The 24,284-nt window shown below is 37.7% G+C and carries 15 protein-coding genes; 8 read left to right on the top strand and 7 right to left on the bottom strand.

Going from position 1 to position 24,284, the window contains the following annotated elements; genetic code table 11:
* The first annotated feature begins 203 nt into the window (after window positions 1-203).
* Window positions 204-3,749: a hypothetical protein gene (locus DKM50_00075; GenBank protein PZM84998.1), complete on the top strand. Its 3,546-nt coding sequence runs from the start codon at window positions 204-206 to the stop codon at window positions 3,747-3,749.
* A gap of 323 nt (window positions 3,750-4,072) precedes the next feature.
* Here the strand turns inward: DKM50_00075 and lon are convergent, their stop codons facing one another.
* From lon to DKM50_00055, 4 genes are all read right to left on the bottom strand, one after another.
* Complete coding sequence (lon, locus tag DKM50_00070; GenBank protein PZM84997.1) at window positions 4,073-6,406, bottom strand: endopeptidase La; 2,334 nt, start codon at window positions 6,404-6,406, stop codon at window positions 4,073-4,075.
* A gap of 13 nt (window positions 6,407-6,419) precedes the next feature.
* Window positions 6,420-7,727: an ATP-dependent Clp protease ATP-binding subunit ClpX gene (locus DKM50_00065; protein PZM84996.1), complete on the bottom strand. Its 1,308-nt coding sequence runs from the start codon at window positions 7,725-7,727 to the stop codon at window positions 6,420-6,422.
* Between the two features lie 74 nt (window positions 7,728-7,801).
* Complete coding sequence (gene clpP / locus DKM50_00060) at window positions 7,802-8,398, bottom strand: ATP-dependent Clp endopeptidase proteolytic subunit ClpP (GenBank protein ID PZM84995.1); 597 nt, start codon at window positions 8,396-8,398, stop codon at window positions 7,802-7,804.
* Between the two features lie 36 nt (window positions 8,399-8,434).
* The gene (locus DKM50_00055; protein PZM84994.1) at window positions 8,435-9,727 is read right to left on the bottom strand and encodes a trigger factor; all 1,293 of its coding nucleotides are present in this window, start codon (window positions 9,725-9,727) and stop codon (window positions 8,435-8,437) included.
* 356 nt (window positions 9,728-10,083) lie between these two features.
* Here DKM50_00055 and DKM50_00050 point away from each other — a divergent pair, with 356 nt between their 5' ends.
* Both DKM50_00050 and DKM50_00045 read left to right on the top strand, forming a co-directional pair.
* Window positions 10,084-10,341: a hypothetical protein gene (locus tag DKM50_00050; GenBank protein ID PZM84993.1), complete on the top strand. Its 258-nt coding sequence runs from the start codon at window positions 10,084-10,086 to the stop codon at window positions 10,339-10,341.
* 245 nt (window positions 10,342-10,586) lie between these two features.
* Window positions 10,587-10,844, top strand: a complete 258-nt coding sequence (locus DKM50_00045) for a hypothetical protein (GenBank protein PZM84992.1) — start codon at window positions 10,587-10,589, stop codon at window positions 10,842-10,844.
* Between the two features lie 88 nt (window positions 10,845-10,932).
* Here the strand turns inward: DKM50_00045 and DKM50_00040 are convergent, their stop codons facing one another.
* The 3 genes from DKM50_00040 to DKM50_00030 all read right to left on the bottom strand — a co-directional run bounded on the left by DKM50_00040 (window position 10,933) and on the right by DKM50_00030 (window position 16,565).
* Entirely contained in the window at window positions 10,933-14,082 is a 3,150-nt protein-coding gene (locus DKM50_00040) for an AcrB/AcrD/AcrF family protein (GenBank protein ID PZM84991.1), read from the bottom strand.
* Complete coding sequence (locus DKM50_00035; GenBank protein PZM84990.1) at window positions 14,069-15,127, bottom strand: hypothetical protein; 1,059 nt, start codon at window positions 15,125-15,127, stop codon at window positions 14,069-14,071. Before DKM50_00035 ends, DKM50_00040 begins: the two co-directional genes overlap by 14 nt.
* 103 nt (window positions 15,128-15,230) lie before the next feature.
* The gene (locus DKM50_00030) at window positions 15,231-16,565 is read right to left on the bottom strand and encodes a hypothetical protein (GenBank protein ID PZM84989.1); all 1,335 of its coding nucleotides are present in this window, start codon (window positions 16,563-16,565) and stop codon (window positions 15,231-15,233) included.
* Window positions 16,566-17,217: 652 nt separating this feature from the next.
* Here DKM50_00030 and DKM50_00025 point away from each other — a divergent pair.
* From DKM50_00025 to DKM50_00005, 5 genes are read left to right on the top strand one after another with little or no spacing between them, the layout of a single operon-like run.
* Window positions 17,218-18,534 carry a hypothetical protein gene (locus tag DKM50_00025; protein ID PZM84988.1) on the top strand — a complete coding sequence of 439 codons (1,317 nt, stop codon included), beginning with the start codon at window positions 17,218-17,220 and terminating at the stop codon, window positions 18,532-18,534.
* Between the two features lie 22 nt (window positions 18,535-18,556).
* Window positions 18,557-19,819 carry a histidine--tRNA ligase gene (locus DKM50_00020; GenBank protein PZM84987.1) on the top strand — a complete coding sequence of 421 codons (1,263 nt, stop codon included), beginning with the start codon at window positions 18,557-18,559 and terminating at the stop codon, window positions 19,817-19,819.
* A gap of 59 nt (window positions 19,820-19,878) precedes the next feature.
* Entirely contained in the window at window positions 19,879-21,666 is a 1,788-nt protein-coding gene (locus tag DKM50_00015) for an aspartate--tRNA ligase (GenBank protein PZM84986.1), read from the top strand.
* A 32-nt stretch (window positions 21,667-21,698) separates the two neighbouring features.
* Window positions 21,699-23,402, top strand: a complete 1,704-nt coding sequence (locus tag DKM50_00010) for a proline--tRNA ligase (protein ID PZM84985.1) — start codon at window positions 21,699-21,701, stop codon at window positions 23,400-23,402.
* Entirely contained in the window at window positions 23,402-24,073 is a 672-nt protein-coding gene (locus tag DKM50_00005; protein PZM84984.1) for a hypothetical protein, read from the top strand. The genes DKM50_00010 and DKM50_00005 overlap by 1 nt, the downstream gene beginning before the upstream one ends.
* The last annotated feature ends 211 nt before the right edge of the window (window positions 24,074-24,284 follow it).

Raw genomic sequence — 24,284 nt, 5'->3', positions numbered from 1 at the left:
AAAAATCAAAACCATCCAGGGTTTAGTAAATTTTTTGGCAAAAATCTGTCCTATACATTCCTATATCTTTGTGTGAATTTTCTATTTAGGAGTTGGGGGTGGAATAATTATTTGCAATTTTCTGATGTATTTAACGATAAAGCAATGTTGGTTTGAAAGAATCCAACGAAGAAAACTTAACAAATATTTCAAGGAGGATACTAATGAGTCGCGTTTTATTTACTAAGCATATTGGAGGGTTTATAACAGAGTTACGGTCAAAAGAACTGGATTTGACCAGAGAGCTTATTCTTAATGCACAACAAATAGGACTACTATTACAAGATCATAAGGCATCTGCATGTGTTGGCGGTAAAAACGAAAATTGCGCGATTCTTACTAATATCCCTGGAGTTAACACTGCGAAGTTCAGAGCAGTAACGGCAACAGCTTACAACCTGCATCTTGATACCAGTATGGTAAACCAGGTTAAGCTCGATGCATTCATTAATGACGCAATCCTAGAATATAATATCGGGAGCAAAGAACAGCCATCCTTTATTCGTGACAAGGGTCTTGAGTACAGACAGGCAAATAATGAAAAGAACGAAGTACTTAACATTGCTCTACGGCAATATATTAATAACAGGATTGAAGCAACAAAACAGATTATTGTAGAGGAAAATATTGATCAAAACGAAAGATATAAGGCACTTCAGGCATTATCAATCGCATCTCAGATTGCTATAATGTCAGTTGATATGCCAGCCAATCTCAAAGCAGATATAGCAACAGCGTATGAAGATGTGTGCGACGAAGTAGGCAAGAAAGATCTGGAAGTAGCTGTCAGGAGTTCCGCCGTCGGCGAAGATAGTGCTGATGCAGCGTTTGCAGGCGCACAGGACACATATCTTAACATTAAAGGATCAGACACCGTCGTGCTCCACGTACAAAGAGATTTCGCGTCAGGATTTAACATCCGTTCCCTTGAATATCGCCTCAGCCAAATAGATGAAGCCATCAATAGCGGCACACCACGGGAACAGGCACTTAAAAGCTTTGATTTTAACAATATAGCTGTCAGCGTTGTTATACAACAGATGATCAAATCGCAAATAGCCGGTACCGCATTCAGCATTGACCCTTCATCCGGTATGGATAATGTTGTATCGATCGATGCCAACTTTGGCTATGGTGAAACAGTTGTAGGCGGCATAGTAACTCCAGACAACTTCCTTGTGACCAAAGATGGTAAACTGATTGTAAAGACCCTTGGACCGAAGGATGTCATGATGGTTAACAAAGAAACCGGCACAGGAACAATGGAAATCAAGACCCCGGCTGAGAAGGTATTTGCATGGACACTAAGTGATGATCAAGTCCGCGCTATTGCTGATATGGTCAAAAGAGTCGAGAGTCACTATGGCATATATATGGATACAGAGTTTGCGATAGATGATACGGGATTGTATCTTGTACAAGCCAGACCTGAAACCAAGCATAGCAAACAGGCAAAAGAGAATCCAGGCGTTATTCCGATGAAAACAAAAGAAGTAGCAGAGAAGGATTTTACTGAAGCGGTTAAAGTCGGCAAGGTACTGCTGAAAGGTGATGGTGCTTCAAAAGGTGCTGCTACAGGAAAAGTTGTATTTGTTGACAAGATCACTCCAGAAGTATTTACGAGATTCAAAAAAGGTGACATCCTTGTAGCAGAGAGAACGGATCCGGACTTCCTTCCATTGTTTAAGTTAGCCGGTGCTGTTGTTGCTAACGTCGGAGGAAGAACATCGCATGCGGCTATTACCTCTCGAGAACTTAGTATCCCGGCTGTTATTGGAGTAAATAACATCGAAGCGTTAAAAGCTATGAATGGAAAAATCATAACAGTTGACGGTACTCGTGGTTCTATTATTGAGGGAGAACTCGATCTGGTCGAAGCCGGAAAAGATATCGATACCCTCAGAATTAAAGAGCAATATCCTACGAAAACAGCAGTTGGATTAATACTGGCTGACGTTGATGCGGCAAAAGAACTCAATTCATTAAAAAACATACCCGACTTTAAGGTTGGTCTGCTCAGGGCAGAATTTGTGTTAGGTGCAATTGGTGTCCATTATAAAGCTCTTAAAGCATATGATGCGGGCGTTTTCAACAGGATCGTTACGCTTGCAGAGACAGGCGAGCTTGAGAAGACTCTCGCTGAAATAAGCCAGAAAAAAGACACTATAGCCAATATCAGTTCAACAGGAATACATGACGTAGAGCTAATAAGCGAAGAAGAAGGTTTACTATACGACATGGTGACAATAGGTCTTGATAAGTTCCAATCACGTAATGAGCTGCTTGAGAATGTTAAGGAAATAAAATCGTCAATCGAAGATAAACTTAAGATTAGCGGGTATAAAAGTGGCAAAGAATTCTACGTAGAGATGTTGTCCCAGAGGGTTGCTTTGTTTGCCAGGTCTTTTGAAGGAAAAGATGTCATTTACAGAACAACAGATTATAAGAGCAATGAGTATGAAGGGTTAACAGGCGGCGTACTTTTCGAAGGAAAAGAAGACAACCCCATGATAGGATACAGAGGAGTTTCCCGTGGAATTGACACATGGGAGATTGAAGCCTTTAAAAAAGCACGAACTACTTATGGCGCTACAAACCTTCATATAATGCTACCTTTTGTCAGAAAAGAAAGTGAGATAGCCGCAACATCAACAGAGCTCAGGACACAGCTTTCAAGTAATGCGGGAAAGGGCCTGAAGATATTCGTTATGGCTGAAGTTCCATCAGTTGCCCGCAATCCTCATGCCTACTTGCGCTATGTTGATGGTTTCTCAATAGGCAGCAACGATCTTACACAGGGTTACTTAATGACAGATCGTGATTCGGCAAGGCTTCAAGGAACTTACGATGAAGAAGATCCTGCCCTTGTTGAAGCAACGCTGGCTATTATTTTTTCTGCTATTAAAGAAGGAAAAGAAGTCGGCTATTGCGGAATGGGCGTCTCGAACAGTCCGCTAATTGCAGGTATGGTATCAATAGCCGGGATCACATCAGCTAGTGCGACACCGGATGTATATGTAAAAGTAAAAGAGATAATACATGGGATTGAGCAACAAGGTGTTTCGGTCGAAAAGCTTGGCGAATGGATACAAAAATATACTGAACAAAAAATGGTAAATGCACTTGATGAACTTGATAAAACAGGTCTCTATACTTTTGGTACAAATTTCAGTAAAGGTTTTTCTCCGAAAGAGGCGTACAATTGGGTGAGTTCAGCATATCGAATAGCTTCAGAGCAAACTTATAATATAGATGAAGAGAAATCATTACGAGGTAAACTATCCCAAAAGTTACTGCTTAAAGTAATGGAGCCCATTATTAAGGCAAACCAGCATTACTCTGAAATAGTTAATAAAGCCCTTAATACAGCCGGGTTTGCCAGCGCTCAGGAGTATTCCATGATGCTGGAAAACAGAAGAAATCTCGAAGAAAAAATTGAGCAAATAATGCTTTTGATTAGCAAAAAGCCGGAATTCGATCACTCGACTACATTCAGAAACAAAATAAGCTACTTGTATAGTAGAATCAAGACAATCGATTCTCATGACCAGAGAATAAAGAAACAGGCAGAAGAAGTAAAAAAAGCCAGCGGATCTGCCGATTACCAGTCAAAACAAGCAGAGCTTGAAAGGCTTCAGGGCATCAAGCAACAGCTTATTGGGTTGAAACACAACATTTTGTATTGGGCTGAAAAATATGATATAAAATAATAGCTGGAAGAAGGGAGAATTGAGTATGGAAAGAAAAGCTTATTGTAAATCATGTGACAATGTTGTATGCATGGAGGCGGAGGAACTTAAACAGACAAATACAGGAAAACTATACTATCAAGGTAATTGTAATATATGTAACGAAGTTCTATATTCTTTACCGTTGGAAGATACAGAAATAGAATAACACCCATAATTATCAGCTGAGCTGTTCGGTTATGCCGGACAGTTCGGCTCACTGCATTAACATCCTCGGAGTTCAGGATACCTCAGTTAAAAATGGTTCAACCATTATTCATATTCTTTGGAATGGCTTACTGATTCTAGATTAACTTGTTTGGCATCTGAGTAAAGGCAGTGGCAAGCACTTCATCAAGCATTTTAGCTTTAACAAATTTCATTTTTCTTCGGATATATTTAGGGATATCTGCAAGATTCGGCTCATTATCAGCTGGAATAATGACAATATGTATACCCGCCTGAAAAGCGGCAAGAACTTTTTCCTTAAGCCCTCCAATCGGTAATACTTTCCCTCGAAGCGTAATCTCTCCCGTCATCGCCACATCTTTGCGAACTGGTATACCGCTTAGAGATGAAGCGAGCGCACAAGCAATAGTAATGCCTGCTGATGGTCCATCTTTTGGTACTGCTCCTTCAGGGATATGTATATGTATATCACGTTTACGGTGAAAGTCATCATCTATTCCTAACCGATGAGTACAAGACCTAATATAGGTTAATGCTGCCTGAGCAGACTCCTGCATTACGTCACCCATTTGTCCGGTAAGCATTAACTTACCCCGTCCTTTGACGGACGCTACTTCAATGGGAATAAGACATCCACCAACAGCTGTCCAAGCTAGTCCCGTTGCCACGCCTATCTCATGTTCCTCATTCATCTTATCTCCACGATAGATAACCGGACCCAAAAACTTCTTTACAGTTGCTTTGGTAGTTTCTATCGGAAGCTTATCGTTAGTAATAATATTCTTAGCTGCTTTACGGCAGAATAACGCAATTAATCTTTCCAGGTTCCTAATTCCGGCTTCCCTTGTATAGTATTTAATGATCATGCTTATGCCCTGATCAGTGAATATCAAGTCGTTAAAAGGTATTCCATTTTTCTCAAGCTGCTTAGGAATTAAATGTTTATTGGAGATTATTTTTTTTTCCGCATCGGTATAACCAGAGATAGGGATTACTTCCATACGGTCCAACAGCGGTTTCTCTATCGTATGAGTGGTATTGGCCGTAGCAATAAACATCACGTTAGATAAATCAAAAGGAACTTCGAGATAATGGTCAGAAAAAGTAGAATTCTGTTCGGGATCTAAAATTTCCATCAGTGCTGCAGCCGGGTCACCCCTGAACTCCGTGCCCAGTTTGTCTATCTCGTCAAGTAAAATTACGGGATTTTTCGTTTTTGCCCGATGGATAGCTTGAATTATTCTACCTGGTAATGAGCCAACATAGGTACGACGATGTCCACGTAATTCTGCTTCATCTTTTATTCCGCCAAGAGAGATTCTGCAAAACTTTCTATTCATTGCATTTGCGATAGAATTAGCAATTGATGTTTTACCTACTCCTGGTGGTCCAACGAGGCATAATATTGTACCTTGGATTCTTTTTGTAAGTTTAAATACTGCAAAATATTCTAAAATTCGTTCTTTTACTTTATCAAGACCATAATGTTCGTTATCTAAAATTTCTTTTACTTTATCGATGTCAATATAATCTTCGGTTTTTGTATTCCAAGGAAGCTCTAAGAGCCAATCAAGATATGTCCTAATAACTCCTGATTCGGACGAAACTGTTGGTATTTTATCAAGGCGCGAAATCTCTCTTGTGACTTTTGACTTCGCCTCGGGTGGCAAACTCAGTGTTGTAATCTTTTTCTTGTAATCGTCTACTTCTGAGTATATCTCATCATAATCGCCTAACTCTTCTTTAATAGCCTTAATTTTCTCTTTAAGGTAATATTCCCGTTGAACTTTTTCGATTTGATCCTGGACCTTCACATGCAGTTTTTTCTCTACTTCCAAAAGATCAATTTCACGCAAAAGTATATCGGACAGCTTCCCGAGTCTTTCTGCTACATTGTTTATCTCAAGAATATCTTGCTTTTGATTAACATCAATAACTAAATACGAGGTTATAAGATCAGCTAATCTGCTCGGGTCTTCAATGCTAATAATGGACATAAGAGTTTCAGCAGGTATTTTGTTGTTCAGCTTAACATAATGCTCAAACTGTTCAGAGATGGATTTTATTACGTATTCAGCATTGGTAATATCAGAAACATCCTCGATAATTTCAGCCTTCGCTTTAAAAAAAGAATCAGCTTCCACGAGTTCAGTAATCCTGACCCTGCTGACTCCCTCAGCCAAAACCTTAATAGTTCCGTCAGGAAGTTTCAGCATCTGAACTATTTCTACTAATGTTCCTATGGCATTCAGCTCTTGAGGAGCCGGCTCATTAATATTCTCATTTCTTTGGGAAACCAAGATGACCATACGGTCATTAGAAAGCGACTCTTCAAGAGCTTGAATAGACTTTTGCCTTCCTACGAAAAGAGGAATTATCATTTTAGGAAAAACAACCATATTCCTTAAAGGAATTAATGGTAAAAGTCTATTAATTTTTTTTTTGGCCATAGTTTATCAATTTTTAAGCTATTTTAGTAGTTTCGGTTTCTATACTCTGGATATTACCACCTTTTTTTATAACTGAAACATTTTCTTGAGATTTTCCTTCCAGCTTTAATCTGCCTAATTGATTGATTACCATTTCTTCTGTAATAACAACATGCTCTTTTTTATTAGAGGAAGGAACCTCAAACATGATATCAAGCATGATTGATTCAACAATAGAACGCAAGGCTCTAGCCCCCATTTTCGCAGTCATTGCCCTATGTGCAATCTTTGCAATGGCTTCTTTCGTAAATTCTAGTTTTACATTATCCATATGCAATAATTTTACAAACTGCTTAATAATAGCGTTCTTCGGTTCAGTAAGTATTTTTGTAAGTGCTTCTTCAGTAAGCGCTTCTAATGCAGAAATGACAGGTACACGACCTACCAATTCAGGTATCAAGCCATACTTAATTAAATCTTCCGGTTCGATATACGAAAGAATGTGAAGTTTTTTATCCTGTATCTCCTGAGATGCATTAGGAGAAAAACCTATAGACTTAATATTTACCCTACTTTCAATAACCTTCTCAATGCCATCAAAAGCTCCTCCGGCAATAAAAAGAATGTTGCGAGTATCAATTTGAATATACTCTTGAGTCGGGTGTTTCCGTCCCCCATGGGATGGTACATTCACAACAGTTCCTTCAAGCATCTTGAGTAATGCCTGTTGCACGCCTTCACCACTCACGTCCCTTGTGATTGATGGGTTTTCAGATTTTCTAGTAATTTTGTCTATTTCATCAATAAATACAATCCCTTTGGAAGCTTTCGCAATATTTCCATCAACCGACTGAATTAAACGATATAGCATATTTTCTACGTCTTCGCCAACATAACCTGCTTCCGTTAAAGTAGTGGCATCACTTATTACAATTGGGACATCCAATATTCTAGCCAAAGTCTGCGCAAGAAGGGTTTTTCCGGTGCCAGTAGGACCCAACAACAGGATATTCGACTTCTGTATTTCTATATCATCAACAGTCACATTGTCTGTATAAATGCGCTTATAATGATTATATACTGCCACTGACAGTACTTTTTTAGCTGTATCCTGCCCTATTACATACTTATTAAGCTCCTCAAATATCTCTTTTGGCTTAGGCAGCTTAACACTGCTAAACTCATCAGAGATATTCTCTATCTGAATGTCGTCATCAAGTATATTTTTACATAGAACTACACACTCATCACAGATATAAATACCAGGTCCAGCGATCAATCTATCAACCTCATTTTGGGTCTTACCGCAAAACGAACATCTGGGATTATTGTTTTTTGACATAACTTATCACTTCATCCTTTATTACCGATATGTACGATATTAAAATAGGTGGCAATACTGCCACTTCTAAGAAACTATTTCTTTGTCTCCTCGACGCCAGTAATTACTTCATCAATAAGACCATAAGCTACTGCTTCTGCTGCACTTAGGAAAAAATCTCTGTCCGTATCCTTCTCAATTTTCTTCAATTGCTGCCCAGTATGTTTCACAAGTATGTCGTTTAAGTACTTCTTTATCCGGATTATCTCTTTTGTTTGAATCTCTATATCTGTTGCTTGCCCCTGAGCACCACCTAACGGCTGGTGTATCATAATTCTGGCACTTGGAAGTGCATAGCGTTTTCCTTTAGCTCCTGCGGCTAACAATACCGCGCCCATGCTCGCTGCCTGACCAAGACAAATCGTGGATACTTTTGTCTTTATATATTGCATTGTATCATATATTGCCAATCCTGCAGTAACAATACCACCCGGACTATTAACATACATGTATGCATCTTTTGTAGGATCTTCGGCTTCTAAAAAAAGAAGCTGGGCAACTATTAGATTTGCAATGTCATCATTTATTTCAGATCCAACAAAAATAATTCTTTCTCTGAGAAGTCTAGAATAAATATCGTAAGACCTCTCCCCTCTCCCTGTCTGTTCAATAACCATTGGAATTAATGGCATATCAATACCCCCTTATTTTTTATTGTTTTTTTAAAACTATTTTACTATTTTAGCATTATCCATTAAAAACTTTATCGTTTTTTCATATGTTAAATAATGTTTAATATAATCAAGCTCGTTATCGCTAAGATTTTTCTTCACAATAGCTACATCTGTTTTATAGCTATTAGCAATCTTTTCTATTTCTTTATTGATCTCTTCTTCCGTCGATTCAATCTTTTCAGTCTTGGCTATCACTTCCAGCACCAGATCAGATTTAACATTAAACAATGCGGAATCTCGATATTCAGCCTTCATACTATCAAGACTTTTCCCGGTAAATTTGACATAATTTTCGAGACTTAAACCGCTTCCCCGCAAAGACATATCTACTCTTTTCAATATATTATTAATCTCACGCTGAATAAGTATATCGGGGACGTCTACCGGAGAATCACTAACTATATTCTCAAGCAACTCTTTTCTCATTTTCTCTTCGGCTTCCTTTTTCTTGTTTTCCTTTAGATTAGAGATTAAGTCTTCCTTATAGCTTTCAACAGTTTCTTTGTCAGAAATCTTTTTCACAAATTCAGATGTGAGTTCAGGAACCTTTTTCTCTTTTATTTCTTTAATTGTTACTTCAAAATCTACTTCTTTTCCTGCAGCGATAGTAAACTGATAATCTTCCGGGAAATCGATCGTGAAAGATTTCATTTCATTAATACTCATGCCAACAAGGTTTTCATCAAACTCTTCACTAATCATATTAGAGCCGATCTTAGTTCCACTCGATTCTTTTGTCCACTCAGAAATTAGCTCACCACCGACAGATGCTTTTATACTATAATTCACGATACTATCAGTTTTAACTTGCTCGTCCGTTACTATCCCATACTCAGCATATTTATCAAGGATAGAATCAATCTGCTTCTTGATCTCTGAATCAGAAAGTTCATCATCCACCTTTTGGATCTTCAAACCCTTGTACTTACCAAGCTTTACCTCAGGTTTAACTATAACAGAAAGAGAAAATACTAACGGCTGGTTTTCTTCTGCTTTTATAATATTTAAATCAGTAGGATAATCAATAGGCTCTAGCTTTTTCTGTTCAACAAGAACTGGATATATATTATTAACTACATTAGAAACAGCTTTTTCTAATAACATCCCAGTGCCATAGTGTTTCTCAAAAATATTTCGTGGTACTTTACCTTGCCTAAAACCAGGAACCTTGGATTGCTTTACCAGTTCCTTAAAAGCGCTGTTCATTGCTTCTGATACTTTCTGGTAATCTTCCTCTATTTCGAAAGTTATAATGTTCTTTTCTTTTTTTTCTTTTACGATTTTCACTGTAAGCTCATCTCCTTTATGTTTTTTCCCAGCACTCGATAAATTAAATAGTCAGTACTTCTCAGATTAACTCCAAATCCGAGCTAGAGGGTTTTTCGTACCTAAATTATAACAGATTAAGTATAAAAGAAATCAATAAAAAAAACAAGCAATGGTTGGTCAGCTAACAGGGCCCATTTGTTATCCCAGAATGCCACTATCAGGACTCATACCTATAAATAATAAGTATGCGAGCCAGCTAAGTTTCAAAAGTATATACGACAAACTACTATATTTACAAAAATATTTACAAAAATTGATGGGAATTAAAAAAAACCCTTACGATAAACATATAGAAAGAAAAAAGGGAGACTATCATGGAATACATTTTTGGATTGGCATTAATAGCGTACTCCATTATTTATTATAATTACAGTCCGGCTTTTTTCGGGTTCAAAAATGTTTATGAAAGAAGAGTTTACTTCTTTATCGACGAAATGATCGATTTAAAGAGCTTTTCTAAAGTAGTTGTTTATATCTCCGGCTATAACCTCCCGCAAAATAATTCAAAAGTAAATCTCTTTGTCGGAAAAGAATATCTAGGACCTCGATATCGCGGTCATTATGCAATGTAGGAGTTATTTTATGGTTTCAAAATAGTAAATATTTTCTAAAACCATTAGTAAACAATCAGAGGCAGTTAACTATGGTTAACGCCTAAAAAAGAAGTTGTTACTCACCAATGCAAGTATGAGTATATTTATTTCAACAAGCTTTTGAAATAAATATTCTTAATGCTATTCATTTCTTTTTTTAAATTTCTTGCAATTTTTTAAAATTCCCTACGATAAATTTATATAAAGGAAAAGGGGAGACTATCATGGAATACATTTTTGGACTAGCATTAATCGCATATTCAATTATTTATTACAATTATAGTCCGGCTTTTTTCGGGTTCAAAAATGTTTATGAAAGAAGAGTTTACTTCTTTATCGACGAAATGATCGATTTAAAGAGCTTTTCTAAAGTAGTTGTTTATATCTCCGGCTATAACCTCCCGCAAAATAATTCAAAAGTGAATCTCTTTGTCGGAAAAGAATATCTAGGACCTCGATACCGTGGTCATTATGCAATGTAGGTGATTCGCTAGTATATATTAAAATTAATAGAGCCCGCGCAGTGCGCGGGCTCTATTAATTGTAATTAGTTGGAATCAAAAGCTATATTTAACTTTTCTTAAAATATTTCTCTTTCATATCATCAAAAACGATATAGAGTGCGGGAACGACTATCAGTGTGAGAATTGTACCGGTGGCTAACCCGATAGTAACTGCGGAACCCATTGACCCCCAGAACTCAGTTGTTTGACCTCCAAGATCAATAACCTTTATAAGGCCTGCAAAATTACCTGAAAACAAATTTTCGAAAAAAACCTTAAAATCAAAATTAATTCCGAATGTCATTGGGACGAGACCGAGAATCGTAGTTATCGCTGTGAGGAGCACTGGCCTAAGCCTTGCAGCTCCGGCGTTGATAACAGCTGAATATTTGTCAAAACCCCGTTCTCTTAACTGTTGTATGAAATCAATAAGTACGATTGCATTACAAACAATAACCCCAGCAAGAGAGATGATCCCAATGCCAGTCATAACGATACCAAATGGTTTTTGGAATATAACCAGCCCAAGCAAAATACCAATGAGCGATAAAACAATAGAAAACATAATAATAAATGGCAATAATAAAGAATTAAATTGCGTGACCAATACAATCGCTATCAAGAGGAGCGCAACCACGAATGCTTTAAGCAAATAATTCGCCATTTCCTGGCGGGTCTCGTTCTCACCGACAAAATCTGCCTTATAGCCAGCAGGTAACTGCATTGAACTAAGCTTACCTGATATGGCTTTCATTCTTTCTGCGGCCAAAAACCCTTCTGCCGGAGCTGCCTCTATGGTTATTACCCTATCGGAGTCGAAATGGTTGATGGCATTGATTCCGCCGCGGGTACTAACCGTTGCAAGTTCCCTTAACGGCACTTGCACACCTTGTTTTGCATTGATGATAAGTTGTTCAATACTCCCCATATCTGCCCGTTGATCTTTTTGAAGCTGCAAGGTTATGTCGTACTCTTCACTTCCTTCACGAAATACTGATATTTTACTTCCCTGAATAGCAGTTCTTATCGTTGAGGCGATCATAGCGGTGTTTGCACCTACAATGGATGCTTTGTCACTATCGATGTCGATATTTATTTCCTGACGACCTTTTGAGTAGTCATCTTTAATATCAACTATTCCACCCATAGCATTCATCATATTCTTAATCTTTTTGGTATAGAGAGAAAGAATGGCATAGTCTTCACCCGTGACCTTCACTCCAATTGGTGCGCCAGTTGGAGGTCCCATTGATTCTTTTATAATTTCGATCTCAGCACCAGGTATTTTTTTTATCTTTTCTCTAATCCACGCTATGGTCTTTAGGGGACTCTCTGATCTAGCTTCAACTTCCTTGAACTCTACAATGATCCTACCTTTGCTCGAATTGTCTGCACCAATAGCAAAGCCGCCACCCTGAGATCCAACCATCGTTGTAACACGGCTAATATTAGAATGGGTAAAAAGAAAAGTCTCGATTGAACTCATGACGCTATTTGTATAGTCAAGAGTAGACCCTTCAGGAGTAGATATATCAATATATACTTCTTCTGGTGTTACCGAAGGAAAAAATTCGAACCCTGCATTAGCAACTCGAAAAATAATAATCGAGGTAACAAAAGCAAGAACTGAGATAAGTATTGTCGCTTTTTTGTAACGTAACGCCTTGATTAAAACTTTTCTATAAAAAGAAACTATTACAGACTTCTCGACATAAACTTCACTCTCTTCATCTTTTTCAAGTTTACTACCGTGAACGCTCATGAAACAGGCACAAAAAACAGGATTGATAACAAGCGCAACAAAAAGTGAGGAAGCAATGGTGGTGATAACGACTATCGGGATATATTTCATAAACTCGCCCGCGATCCCTGGCATAAAAATGAGCGGGATAAATGCAGCTATCGTCGTTGCGGTAGAGGATATTACCGGCCATGCAACCTCATGAGTTGCAACCTTAGCAGCTTCGACACGGGAATATCCCTCTTGCATATGGCGGTAAATATTTTCAACGATAACGATCGAATCATCTACCAATCTGCCTAGCGCCAATATTAAACTGAAAAGCACAACCATATTAAGGGTGATGCCCATCATCTGTAATACATTGAAGGAAATAAGCATTGATAAGGGAATGGCAGTCGCAACGAACATCGAATTCCTTACACCAAGAAAAAAGAACAATGCCAGGACAACTAGAATAAGTCCAAGTATGATACTATTCTCCAGTTCATTAACCATATCCCTGATCTTAGTGGACTGGTCCGCAAGAATGTCTATTTTTGTCGACGGCGGCAGTGTAAGCTTGGTTTCATCAATAATCTTCTTTATTTTAGCTGCTATCGCTATTAAATTCTCACCGGACCGCTTCTGAATTGAAAGCGATATGCTCGCTTTATTATCCAAGCGGGAATAACTTGTCTTTTCCTTAAAGGTATCATAAACTTTTGCTACATCCCTCAAGTAAATAGGTGCGCCTCCAACAGAATCAATAACAACGTTCTCGATAACCTTCGTGTCCTTTAGCTCACCAGGTATCCTTATTAAATATCTAGACTCTCCAATATCAAGAGTACCGCCGGGGATATTAATGTTTGAGGCTTGAATTGCTTGAGATATCGAGTTAAGTGACAAATTATACTTTTGAAGTTGATGCATATCAGGCAATATCAAAATTTCGCGATTAAGGTCCCCAGCCATTGTTACATCTAAAACCCCTTTAACAGCTTCAATTTTATCCTGCAGGTTATCAGCCAATGATTTAAGCCTTACAAGACCTTCATCCCCTGAAATGTTCAGGACAAGTATAGGAATATTAGAAAAATTAAGCTCGATAACTTGAGGGTCTTCAGCGTCTGCAGGGAGGTCAGGTTTTGCCTGATCAACTTTGTCTTTTACCTTTCTTACAGCATCGCTAATATCAGTACCACTCGCAAACTCAATAGTTACAACCGATACGTTGTCTGCAGAAACTGATTTTATACTTTTAACATTCTCAAGAGCTTTTAATTTCTTCTCGATACGATTCGTAACTAATGTTTCCATATCAGCAGGAGAAACACCGACATAAACAGTCTGGACAATAACATAAGGAATCGTAATATCGGGAGCGGATTCTCTGGGCATCGTAATATAAGCAATTGTGCCGGTTATAGCAATGAGGGCAACCAAGACAAAAACAGTAAGGTAATTCTTTATCGATAAATTAGTTATATACATAAGATTTGTCCTCAATAACTTTTATTGATTCTCCATTTGAAACACTTTTATGCCCTACATAGATAATTTTTTCATTAGCCTCGATGCCGGAAATTACGCCAATATGTTCTTTTTCCGGAGGAGTAACCTTAACTTCCCGAAGTTCAACTTTATTACCTGATGCGATCATTACGCCCTTGAAATTCTCGCCTTCTATTATCAGGTCTTGAGGGACAACCACAACACTATTATACTTGTCTGTTTTGAAATTCACCGAACTCACCATTCCAGCCTTAATCATATGAGAAGGGTTGCTCACCAGGACTTCCACCGGGAAGGTTTTAGATTGAGGAGAAGCAACGTAGCCTATCTTGCTTATAATCCCGCTAAATGTTGATTGACGAAGGCTCGGTATCTCAACATTAACAAGATCTCCAAGTCGAAGATTAGTCATATCCTGCTCAACAACATCAACGATGATCTTAATGGTATCTAGATTAACTATTCTTACAATTGGTTTCCCTACATTAATAAGTTCATTTTCGTCAATAAATTTAGCTGCGATGATTCCTCGAAAAGGAGCATAAATGCTCGTATTCTGCTGTTGTATCATCGATAGCTCCAACCCTGCCTTAGCGGTTTCCAGCTGATTTTTTGCTTGATCGAATTGTTGATCGGAAACAATCTTCTTGTCGTATAACTGTTTTTGCCGTTCATAATTGCTCAGGGCAAATCTATAATTAGCTGATGCAACATCGAGCTGAGCATGCGCCATCTTCTCGTCTACCTTAGCAATAAGCTGCCCTGCAAAAACCGTATCTCCTACGGAAATCCTTAACCACTCCACCTTGCCATTGGTCTCAGAACTTAAGGTAATATCTTTATTTGCATCAGTTTGGGCTGAAACTGTCCGAGTTTGAGTGAACGATCCTTTTTTGGCTGAAAAAACCCGAACTGTTTTATCTTCTGTTTTTATTTCTACGATTTTCTTATCGGCTTTAGTACCGCAACCAAATATTAATAGGGAAATAAATAAAACACTTAATACTTTAGCTATTGATTTCATATGCTCGCTCCTGTTCAGCACGATGTTATTTACATAACAACATATTTTTTAAGAAATTAATAAAATTCCTTGCATTACTATTATATTTTCTACTATTCAACCATTATATTTTATTTACTTCGCCAACAGCTTTATTCAATTTAGCTTTCGCTATTTCGAAATCATATTGGGAGTTAATTAAATTAGTTTGCGCAGTCAATAAAGACGTTTGACTTGTCACCACATCCAAGTTCGTTCCTAACCCATTGACGTATTTTTCACTCGCAATTTTGACATTTTCGCGGGCAAGCTCGAGTTCTTTCTGTGAAACCCCTATTCTGGCAATAGATGAAGTTATACTACTTATTATTGAGCTTAGCTCTAATGTGATCCCGTTAACCAACTGTTTTCGCTGTTCTTGCAATTTTGCTATAGTAGATCGAGTGCTATCAACTTTTGATTGAGCGTCCCCGCCATCATAAAAATTCCATTTCGCAACTAATGCAACAATCCAATCTTTGTCTTTCTCCAAGTCATAGGAATAGTTATCGCTGAGAAGTCCGTAAGTTCCCGAAATAAATACCATCGGTTGTGTAGCACTCGCGATTGCGGAGATCTGAGTGTTATATAGTTTTATCGAATAATCAAGAACCTCCAACTCTTTTCTTTGATTCATTGCCAGTTTCACTAAATCCGGCAGACTTACATTTGCATATTCCCTGTAATTCGTCCCCTTAAAAGGTTGCAAACTGATTGATCTGTCGATTGGAAATCCTAAAACCAGGTTAAATTGCTGACGTGATATTTTTGTTGTACTGTCAGCGATTATGGCTAATTGTTCGATATTTTTAAGTTGTAATTGCAATTTCAGCAAATCAGCTCTTGTTGCTAGACCTGCGGATATAAGGGCTTCAGTTTGGCTTATCAACTGCTCAATTAACTTCTTGTTTTCTAATGCGGACTTTAAAAGTTCATCGGTTTTAAGGACATTAATATAGGCTTCTTTCGTGGTATAAACTACCGAATTCTTTTTGGCTGCCAAGTTATTGTCTGCAAGGTCAACTCCATACTGAGCTGCTTCAAGAGCTGCCCCGACCTGCCCGCTATAAAGGATCTGCTGTGCAGAAAACTTAACGACATATGCATCAGCAGGATCCGAGATACTCTGCTGCGCAGCAGGAGGAAGGAAACTGAGCTGAGCCATCTGCTGCTTTGAATGAACTTTTGAATAATCAGTCTCAATGGTGAGTTTTGGGAAAACAGTAGACCAGGCCGATAATGTTTGCGCTTCAGCCATTTTCTTATCTTCCTGAGCTAAAATAATTTCTGTGTTCTGCTCTAAGGCTATTTCAATACTCTTCTCTAATGTTAAGGTACTATCGGTCGCCGCGTAGAGATGTGAACACAAAACCAAGCTAAATACTAAAAAAATTACATAATTCTTTTTATTGTTTTTCATAATACCATCATTCTATTAATATCCCAGATTATGTTAGTTTGACCTAACAAATGAATTGTAGCATCCCAATTCAAGATCGTCTATCCTAAATTGACAAGCGAAATAGCTATTTATTTATAAACCCAGAGAATTTTTTTCAAACTTCCAGTGATTATATTTTGACGATAATTAATGAATTCTTTATTTGACAAAGATTAACAAAACAGGTCAACTATCCTACCAACTTTTACTCAAAAAAAAAAAAGCAATAAGCACCAAAGTTGATTCTCAGTGAAAACTCAAAAGAATTATCGGAAATTAAACATCTTATCATTTAATTAACATATCTGGAGAAATCCTTCTTCATTTTAATGGTCAGCATAATAACTCTCACTGCTGATAATTTATTGATAAGTAAAATATTTAATGGTAACAACTATTTTGACAAGTTCTCATTGTTGTACTATCATTGAGATAATCAAATTAATGACTAGCAGATTTTTGCAAGATTATAAGGTCCAAACTCACTAAAATTCATATTCGCTTCGTGATTAAAAGTCGTTAAAGATTGAAATCTATATATGGTTTATAAATAGCTAGCTTTAAGTTTATATTATGTACAAAACACAAGACATCCATTGACCGTCTTAAGTGTAATAAAAGGTATAATATTATGAATGTTGCCTTATTTAATGATATCCCTAAATCTATATCAGCCACCTTTCTTGAATTAACAAGAAATAATGGTCAAACTCTTATGGTTAAAGATTATTATGATTTAGCATCAAAAATGACCGAGATAAGTTTTGATGTTATCGTGTTGAACTATAAAGACGACACGAATGAAATAGAATATTTCATTAATAAAATCAAAATTGATTCGCCTAAGTCACGTATTGTTGTTTACGGTATTTACGATACGAATCTTACTATCAAGTACATGCGACTTGGCGTTGATTTCTGTTTTACTTCAAATATGCCGATAGAACAAATGAAAGAATTTCTGTTCAAATCAATCATCTATAATGCTCCAAATATTAATGACAAAATGCACAAATATTTTTGGTTTGCTGGAGAAAGCAAGGCGATTAAAGAACTAAAAGTCAATCTGAATGATGCTATTGCATCAAATAGGAACATTATTATACGAGGACAATCAGGCACAGGGAAATCAAGCATTTCGAGGATTATACACGAGAGCAGCCGGCAAAAGGACTTGCAGTTTAAACAGATTAATTTGAGCATGTACGATAATGAATACTTAGAAAACCAGTTCTGGATTACCTTCCATAACCTATTTGAGAGCATTGAAAGCGATATTGAAGGTTTAAAAAGCCCTATCGCAGGAACCGTATATATTGAACATTTGGAAGAGCAATCCAGTGATTTCATTATTAGCTTGCTAAACATGATAAGCAGTAATCAGAACAAAATTAATGATTCGACACTACAGGAGATAACGCCACGGATTATACTGCCCTGGAAAGGGCAAAAAGACATATTTAAAGAACATGATATTCTTAATGATAACTTATACATCCTGCGATTACCTTCTTTAGTGGAGCGAAAAGAAGATATCCCATTACTTATACACACCATTATTAAAAAATATGCCGAAAAATACAATAAGGACATAAAGAGTATATCACTTGAAGCTTTTAACCTGTTAATGAATTATGAATGGCCAGGGAATATCCGAGAATTAGAAAGTATTCTTGAATGTGCAGTTTTAACGGCTACCGATCCCTATCTTGACTTAAGTAACATAGGGATCACTATGGATATGTTGTATCAGGTTTCGAAACATAATATTTTAGGTATCTATATGCCGCTTCATGCTTCAATCCAAAAATACCAACAGGCATTAATAAACACCATACTCGAAACCTCTAGAAACGACATAGATAATACGGCTTATTTCCTGGGATTGAATAAAAATGAACTATTTAATAAAATGAGGTTACTAAACATTTCTATAAATCACAATTAAATTTGACGGAAAAAGGGAACATATGAAATATACAGCGCCACGCGGCACTCGAGATATAACATGGCCGGAGATAAGATACTGGCAATACATCGAATTAATTGCCGCAGAAATTTTCAAAAAATATAATTATACTGAGATCAGAACTCCGATAATAGAGCAAACGGAACTGTTTACAAAAGGTATCGGACAGCAAACGGACATCGTTTCCAAGGAAATGTACAATTTCCAAGATAAAGGTGGCAGAAATATAACCCTTCGGCCAGAAGGCACGGCTTCGGTTGTCAGGGCTTGCATTCAAGATAACCTTATAAGTCCTCACGAGATCACTAAGCTCTATTATCTGGGCCCTATGTTCCGCTATGAGCGGCCACAAGCAGGAAGGTACCGACAGTTTCACCAAATTGGGGCAGAAGCGATCGGTTCCCCGAACCCATTAATTGATGCAGAAATGATAATAATCGGGATTCGCCTTTTCGAGCGTTTAGGAATAAGCGGAATAACGGTCCACGTCAATAGCCTTGGCTGCCAAGTATGCAGGCCTGTTATCCAGGAACAATTAAAGTCTTTTATTGAGATCAACTTACCGAACCTCTGCGAAGATTGCCAGGAAAGATTTTATAGAAATCCTATGAGAATAATTGATTGCAAGAATCCAAAATGCCAAAAGTTTTTCTCAGGATTACCTTCCAGCTCCAAAGTATTATGTCAGGAATGCAAGGATCACTTTAATTTTGTTCTTGAATATTTAGAAGCTGCTAAAGTTGATTTCATTGTCGATCCGAATCTGGTAAGAGGACTTGATTACTACACAAAAACCGTTTTCGAGATAAGAAGTGATGCGCTGGGAGCTCAAAACGCCTTATGCGGCGGTGGACGTTATGATAATCTCATAAAAGAATTAGGTGGAAATAATGTTCCTGCGATTGGGTTCGCTTTTGGAGTTGAGCGCACAGTACTTGCCATGATGGAAAAAAACATTAAGTTGCCGGAAATGAACCAACCTAACGTATTTGTTATTGCGCTTGGTCATTTTGCCCAAATAAGAGGATTTATTATCCTACAGTTCTTGAGAGATCATGGCTTAACCGGAGAAATAGAAGTTGAGCAGCGGTCTATCTCCGCACAAATGAAAAGAGCTAACAAATTAAATGTTCGAAAAACAATTATCATCGGTGATGATGAAATAGCAAATGGCTACGTAACAATAAAAAACATGAAAACCGGCGAACAGCAAAAAATCGAATTACAAAACGAAGCTATTTTAGCTGAAATAATAACAGAATAAAGTATGTGTGGGTTATTTCTCAATACGTGCAATTTTTCATTTTTTGAAAGGGGTTAATAATTTTGTATAGGACAAGTTATTGTGGAACACTAAGCAAAGCAGAAATTGGAACGAAAGTAGTTTTATCCGGTTGGGTAAATCGAAGAAGAGATCACGGCGGAGTTATTTTTATTGATCTTCGGGACAGAGAAGGCATAATACAGCTTACAATCGATTCTGAAAAAAATCAGGAAGCCCACTACATTGCAGATAAAATAAGATCTGAGTATGTCATCAAGGTAGAGGGAGAAGTATGTGCTCGAAGCGCAGAAACCGTTAATCCAAAGATGGTGACCGGGGAAATTGAAGTAATGGTCGATGTGATAGAAATACTTAACACCAGCAAAACCCCTGTTATCAGTGTCAGTGACGATTTTGAAATAGATGAAAGCTTAAGATTACGATATCGTTACCTTGATTTGAGAAAAGAAAATGTTAAGAATAATTTTATTATCCGTCATAAATGCGTTAAAGCTGCTAGAGACTATTTTGATACGAAGGGGTTCTTGGAAGTCGAAACACCAATGCTCACAAAAAGCACACCGGAAGGTGCACGAGATTATCTTGTCCCGAGCAGAGTATTTCCCGGAAAGTTTTTTGCACTTCCTCAGTCACCGCAGCTATTCAAGCAACTATTGATGGTTAGCGGATTCGATAAATATTATCAGGTAGTCCGATGCTTCAGAGATGAAGATCTTCGCGCTGACAGACAACCGGAATTCACTCAGATAGACTTGGAGATGTCATTTGTTGAACAGGAAGATGTTATCAGCCTTACCGAAGGATTAATAGTTAAAATGTTTGCTGCAGCTGAAATAGAAGTCAAAGGTCCCTTCCCTAGAATTACCTATGATGAAGCCATCGATAAATATGGTAAAGATGCTCCTGACCTACGGTATGACCTTCATTTAGTTAATATTACCGATATCTGTAAAACCGCAGAATTCAAGGTGTTTAATCAAATAGCCAATAGCGGTGGACAGATTAAGGGTATTCGAGTTCCTGGCGGCTCACAATTATCGAGAAAAGACCTTGATGATCTGACAAAATTTGTCGCCAAATTCGGAGCAAAAGGGCTTGCGTGGATAACGATTAAAGGTGACGATAATAATATCGACAACTACACGTATCAGTCACCTATAGTAAAGTTTTTTACCGATGATCAGGTAAAACAGATTGTGCTTACACTGGATGGAAAACCAGGGGACAGCCTCCTTTTTGTTGCTGATAAGCCGGGAATAGTTGCCGAATCGCTCAGCCGTTTACGAATCGAGCTGGCAAACCGCTTAAATCTCATAAAGCCTAATGACTTTAATTTTGTTTGGGTTGTCGATTTCCCTCTTTTTGATAAAGACACAAAAACCGGAAAACTTAATTCACTCCATCATCCGTTCACAATGGCAGCTTATGAGGACCTTGATAAACTTGAAACTAAACCACTCGAAGTAAAATCAATAGCATATGATATCGTTCTCAATGGTATTGAGCTCGGTGGAGGCAGCATCCGTATCCACGATCGAGCAGTTCAGGAAAAAATATTCAAACTGCTCGCCATCGATGATGCTACAGCTCAACAAAGATTCGGCTTTTTATTAGAAGCACTGGAATTCGGAGCTCCACCGCATGGAGGTCTAGCGATTGGACTTGACAGGTTGATCATGATGATCACAGGAGCTGACTCAATAAGGGATGTAATCGCATTCCCCAAGACGCAGAGTTCCGCCTGTCTCCTGACAGATGCGCCTTCTGATGTTGAGAAAGATCAGCTTGAAGAATTACATATTAATATCAAAAAAATAGATATTTAAGTTTCTTTGATTTATAAGGAGGATTACTAACTATGAAAATGTCAGAATTGTTCATGCCAACATTAAGGGAAGATCCGGTCGAAGCAGAAGTGCTTAGCCACAAGTACATGTTAAGGGGCGGTTTCATCAGAAAACTAGCAGCTGGCATATACAGTTTACTCCCTTTAGGAAATAGAGTTATAAAGAAATTAGAAAACATTGTCAGGGAAGAAATGAACAATGCCGGAGCACAGGAAATTGTCATGCCTTCGGTAATCCCTGCGGAACTATGGAAAGAAAGCGGTCGCTGGGATAAATATGGAAAAGAACTCTTGAGAATAAATGACCGGCATGGACGTGAGTTCTGTTTCGGGCCAACTCATGAAGAAGTTGTTACCAATCTCGTTAAAGGTGAGGTAAGGTCATATAAAGAGTTGCCGCTCAATCTCTATCAAATTCAAACAAAATTCAGGGATGAAGTACGTCCACGATTCGGATTGATGCGAGGGAGAGAGTTCGTCATGAAAGATGCTTATTCTTTTCATGAAAGCCCTGAAGATCTCGATACAACATATAAAAAAATGTACGAGGCCTATTGCAAGATATTCAACCGTTGCGGTCTCCAATATAAAGTTGTTGAAGCGGATACCGGATTAATTGGCGGGAACGAATCACATGAATTCATTGTACTTGCCGAGACAGGTGAGACAGATATTTTGTACTGCAATGAATGTGATTATGCGACAAATATTGATATTGGGAAAGCTTACAATCCAGTTTCGGTGAGCACTGCACCAAGAGAATCCAAGCTAAGAAAAGTTCCGACCCCAAATGTTAAATCAATTGATGAAGTCCGGTTTTATTTCATGGTGAATGCTGATAAGGTTATCAAATCAATTATTTACATGGCTGATAAAAAACCTATTATGGTATTAGTACGAGGTGATCACAGGATAAATGAAGATAAGCTTAAAAAACTTTTTGGCTACACCGAAGTTATTTTAGCAGACGAGGAAGTTGTGCTAAAAGTGACCGGTGCAAAAGTAGGGTTTTCCGGACCAATCGGCCTGAAAGAAAAAATCAAAATAATTGCTGATGAAGCAGTTATGCAAATGAACAAAGCAATTATAGGTGCAAACGAAATTGATACCCACTATCGAGGTGCACTTGTAGGTGAAGACATTGTACCTGATGTAGTTGCTGATATCAGATTCATAGAAGAAGGCGATATTTGCCTTAAATGTAACAAAGGGAAATATGTTAAAACTAAGGGAATAGAAGTAGGTCATATTTTTAAATTAGGAACAAAATATTCAGAAGCTATGAATGCAACCTTTTCTGATAAAAACGGGAAAGACAGGCCGTTTATCATGGGCTGTTACGGTATCGGCATCGGAAGAACAGCAGCTGCAGCTATCGAACAAAACCATGATGATGCAGGAATTAAATGGCCATCGGCAATAGCGCCTTTTGAAGTAGATATAATCATCGTCAATATAAAAGATGAAGAACAAAAGAGAATAGCACAAAATATCTACAACGAATTAAAGGGCCAGAATATTGACACGATCCTTGATGATAGAGACGAACGTGCCGGAGTCAAATTCAAAGATGCAGAACTTGCCGGTTTTCCAATTAACGTCATTGTCGGAAAAAGCATCACACAAGGAACAGTTGAAGTACAATTCAGAAGGGATGCAAAAAAAGAAAACATTGCGATTGATGAAATAGCTCCGCTTCTCAAGGAACTTTTTTAATGGATTTTGCTTCCATTTTGATTACTGTGTTTGTGTTATTTTCTATTTTTGGATCACAACCACAGAGTTCGAAGCAAAAGGTTATAAATGAAAATAAGCAGAACAAGCCCATAATCGAAACTATCGCTTCGCAGCAAAGTACGAGCTGGAATATTATAGAGGATATCGTCTATACACCTCGAAGTAAAAGTAAAACAATTTATGCTGCTGACGACGATTTTCAGGTTATTATGAGTTACATTGTCGGTTACTACAAAAAAGTTCCTTACGATGAAGCTGAACTTATTGCAAAATCAATTGTCAAATACGGGATAGAGTACGATATCGATCCGCGTATTATTGCAGCTTTAATAGCTAGAGAATCGTCATTTAATAGAAATGCTGTATCCATCACAGATGCAAAAGGCCTGGGACAAATTAAAAGCTTCAATTTCAGCACGTTAGAAATAATAGATCCTTTTAATATCGAACAAAATGTAAAAGGTTGCACCAAGCACTTTTTCACCATGCTCAAAAAATGGGAAGGAAAGAGCAACCAACTAGCCTTAGCAATAGCATCTTATGCCGAAGGATATGGTGCTATCAGCAGAGGTGATGGTAAGTGGAAGCCGGAAACTGGTCGTTATATAAAAGATATCTTTTATATCTATAAATTCATGAAAACGCCATGAATTGAATAAGTAGTGTCGTTTCCCGCAGAAATTGATGAATACCTACAAGATAGTTCGTACCTAACGAATTATCTTGAATAAATTAGGTATTTCCAGATGCCGCACGGCAGGCAGCAGTTCTAATTATGAGTTTTAGCGCTGATAAACATTGAGTTCAGGCAATAAAGTATCCCTATTGGGATGATTATAATAGGGACGAGTCGCTCCCTAT

It is taken from the genome of Candidatus Margulisiibacteriota bacterium, from assembly GCA_003242895.1.
GTDB lineage: Bacteria > Margulisbacteria > Riflemargulisbacteria > GWF2-39-127 > GWF2-39-127 > GWF2-39-127.
The sequence above is the reverse complement of the archived record's forward strand: the minus strand, read 5'-3'. Positions and strand labels throughout refer to the sequence as shown.

Coding starts and splice junctions, on each gene's coding strand:
- DKM50_00035 (PZM84990.1), bottom strand. CDS start 15,127: ATGAAATCAATAGCTAAAGTATTAAGTGTTTTATTTATTTCCCTATTA.
- DKM50_00005 (PZM84984.1), top strand. CDS start 23,402: ATGGATTTTGCTTCCATTTTGATTACTGTGTTTGTGTTATTTTCTATT.
- DKM50_00050 (PZM84993.1), top strand. CDS start 10,084: ATGGAATACATTTTTGGATTGGCATTAATAGCGTACTCCATTATTTAT.
- DKM50_00020 (PZM84987.1), top strand. CDS start 18,557: ATGAAATATACAGCGCCACGCGGCACTCGAGATATAACATGGCCGGAG.
- clpP (PZM84995.1), bottom strand. CDS start 8,398: ATGCCATTAATTCCAATGGTTATTGAACAGACAGGGAGAGGGGAGAGG.
- DKM50_00030 (PZM84989.1), bottom strand. CDS start 16,565: ATGAAAAACAATAAAAAGAATTATGTAATTTTTTTAGTATTTAGCTTG.
- DKM50_00075 (PZM84998.1), top strand. CDS start 204: ATGAGTCGCGTTTTATTTACTAAGCATATTGGAGGGTTTATAACAGAG.
- DKM50_00040 (PZM84991.1), bottom strand. CDS start 14,082: ATGTATATAACTAATTTATCGATAAAGAATTACCTTACTGTTTTTGTC.
- DKM50_00065 (PZM84996.1), bottom strand. CDS start 7,727: ATGTCAAAAAACAATAATCCCAGATGTTCGTTTTGCGGTAAGACCCAA.
- lon (PZM84997.1), bottom strand. CDS start 6,406: ATGGCCAAAAAAAAAATTAATAGACTTTTACCATTAATTCCTTTAAGG.
- DKM50_00045 (PZM84992.1), top strand. CDS start 10,587: ATGGAATACATTTTTGGACTAGCATTAATCGCATATTCAATTATTTAT.
- DKM50_00010 (PZM84985.1), top strand. CDS start 21,699: ATGAAAATGTCAGAATTGTTCATGCCAACATTAAGGGAAGATCCGGTC.
- DKM50_00025 (PZM84988.1), top strand. CDS start 17,218: ATGAATGTTGCCTTATTTAATGATATCCCTAAATCTATATCAGCCACC.